At 62.0% G+C, this 2,782-nt stretch carries 2 protein-coding genes; both read left to right on the top strand.

The genetic code is table 11. The features are described 5' to 3' along the window. Window positions 1–702: 702 nt before the first annotated feature. A complete protein-coding gene (locus AC4FAH_RS02250) occupies window positions 703–1,272 on the top strand; it encodes a TRAP transporter small permease subunit (RefSeq protein ID WP_043333327.1) in 570 nt (189 codons plus the stop codon). After that, a complete protein-coding gene (locus tag AC4FAH_RS02245) occupies window positions 1,272–2,678 on the top strand; it encodes a TRAP transporter large permease (RefSeq protein ID WP_043333325.1) in 1,407 nt (468 codons plus the stop codon). Before AC4FAH_RS02250 ends, AC4FAH_RS02245 begins: the two co-directional genes overlap by 1 nt. Window positions 2,679–2,782 lie beyond the last annotated feature (104 nt).

The following is a 2,782-nucleotide window of genomic DNA, read 5'->3' as shown; positions in this document are numbered from 1 at the left end:
AGAAGTCCATCTGCCAGCCGCATGCCGCAAGGCGATCGGGCTCGCCTGACGCCTGCCTCTCTTGCATAGGCATCTCTGACGCCTGCCCCTCGGATATCGATCCCTCGCATATCGCCCCTCTACTGCCTGGCTCTCCCGCTTGGCTTTCCCGACCCAGGCTTCCCTCAGCTACGGCTTGCCGGCAGCTGTCTGCGCCATGATGCTCACCCCTGCCGCCGCGTCTGCGGCGCATCGCTTGCGGGCTGTTGGATGCGCATAACGCGATCTGCCGCGCCCTTACTTGCCCGTTTCCTTGCCTGCCTGCCGGTATTTCTTCGCCTATCTCACTGTAAGCAAAGACAAAAACCGCCTGTCAGACCAATGATCCATTTGTTGTTGCGACGCCGCTCGCTACTCTTTGTCTGCCAATGACGTGGATTAATCGTTGACTTAGCGATGACTGATGGCATGCCGCATCCGAGCGACGTCACTTACAGGGATGAAGCGTGGAATAGCGTTGTTCAAAGCGATGCCATCACGGCTTGCTGGACACCGCGACTGACCACAACATGAGCAACATCTGAATTGGCGACCTTGCCAGCAATCGCTTGCAACACAACTGCTTGCAACACAAGCGCTTGGCAAAGACACAGCAGACGCTGTCGGCAAAGCAACAACAACACCAACAATCACCACCTGCTACCCGCAGGCCAAGGGGACTCCATGTCTGCCAATGCCTCTACCCCCGGCTGGCTCACAGGGCTCGACCGCATGACCGAGGGGCTGGGACGCTGCGTGTCCTGGCTGGTCGTCATCATGATGCTGGTCGAATTCACCATCGTGATGCTGCGCTACGCCTTCAACATCAACAGCATCCCCATGCAGGAATCCGTGATGTACATGCACGCGGCCGTCTTCCTGCTCGCCGCCAGCTACACGCTCAAGCACGACGGCCATGTGCGGGTGGATATCTTCTATCAGCGCATGTCGCACCGCGGGAAGTCGTGGGTCGATCTCGGCGGCACCCTGTTCCTGCTGTTCCCGGTGATGACCTTCATCCTGCTCTCCAGCCTCGGTTACGTGGGCGATTCCTGGGGCATCAAGGAAGCCTCGCCCGAATCCGGCGGCCTGCCGGGCGTCTACCTGCTCAAGACCCTGATTCCGGCCATCGCCATCCTGATGATGCTGCAAGGCGTGGCGGAAGCCGGCCGCCACCTGCTGTTCCTGATGGGCCGCCTGCCCTCTCCGCATGCGAGCGATGACACCCCTGACCACGATGAGGAGCTGGTGTAATGCTCGAGATCATGCCACTGCTGCTGTTCGTGTGTATCTGTATCGTCTTGATGCTGGGCTATCCGGTGGCGCTGTCACTGGCCGGTACCGCGCTTGCCTTCGCCGGACTCGGCATGGGGCTGGATGCGCTGGGCATTACCCAGGGCGTATTCGATGCCAGCTTCCTGTCCGCGATGCCCAACCGCCTCTACGGCACCATGACCAACCAGACCCTGCTGGCCGTGCCATTGTTCGTGTTGATGGGCGTGCTGCTGGAGAAGTCCAAGGTCGCCGAGACGCTGCTCGACGCCATGGCGCTGATGTTCGGCTCGCTGCGGGGCGGGCTGGGGATTTCCGTAACCATCGTCGGCATGCTGCTGGCTGCCTCCACCGGTATCGTCGGCGCGACCGTCGTCACCATGGGCCTGCTGTCACTGCCGACCATGCTCAAGCGCGGTTACGACCCGTCACTGGCCACCGGCGCCATCTGTGCCACCGGCACCCTGGGGCAGATCATCCCGCCGTCCATCGCGCTGGTCCTGCTGGGCGACGTGCTGTCTTCCGCCTATCAGCAGGCGCAGCTGTCGATGGGCATCTGGAGCCCGAAGACCGTCTCGGTGGGCGACCTGTTCATCGGCGCGCTGATTCCGGGCCTGATCCTGGTGCTCGCCTATATCGTCTACATCGCCATGGTCGCCTGGCTGAAGCCGGAGAAGGCGCCGGCCGTCGATCGTGATGCGCTGATGGAAGAGCTGGGACATACCGGCAGCATCTTCTGGCTGCTGATGAAGGGTCTGGTGCCGCCGATCGTGCTGATCGTCTGTGTGCTCGGCTCGATTCTCGGCGGTCTCGCGACCCCGACCGAAGCCTCTGCCGTGGGCGCCTTCGGTGCGCTGATGCTGGCCCTCGCCAACCGCAAGCTGAGCCTGAAGACCCTGACGGAAGTGGTGCGCTCCACCACCAATGTCACCTCGATGGTGTTCCTGATCCTGATCGGTGCGGCGCTGTTCTCGCTGGTGTTCCGCGGCTTCGGCGGCGAAGAGGTCGTCACCGAGATCTTCGAGAACATGCCCGGCGGCGTCATCGGTGCCACCCTGGTGGTGATGCTGGTGATCTTCCTGCTCGGCTTCATCCTCGACTTCATCGAGATCACCTTCGTGGTGGTGCCGATCGTCGGTCCGGTGCTGCTGGCCATGGGCCTCGATCCGATCTGGCTGGGCATCATGATCGCCATCAACCTGCAGACTTCCTTCCTGACACCACCATTCGGGTTCGCGCTTTTCTACCTGCGCGGCGTGGCCCCCAAGGAAGTCAGCACCAAGCAGATCTACAAGGGCGTCATCCCGTTCATCCTGATCCAGCTGTGCATGCTGGGAGCACTCGCCGCCTTCCCGGGCTTGGCCACCTGGCTGCCGGCCCAGTTCTAGACGACGACTAACGGGCCAGAACCAAGAGCAGGACAAGAAACAGAACAAGGACAGAGCAGCAACTGAATTGGCGGGGCCTGCCCCGCCAGCTGATGGGAGAGCCG

The organism is Cobetia sp., assembly GCF_983723665.1.
Note: the sequence above shows the minus strand (reverse complement) of the source record. Positions and strands in the feature narration are given on the sequence as shown.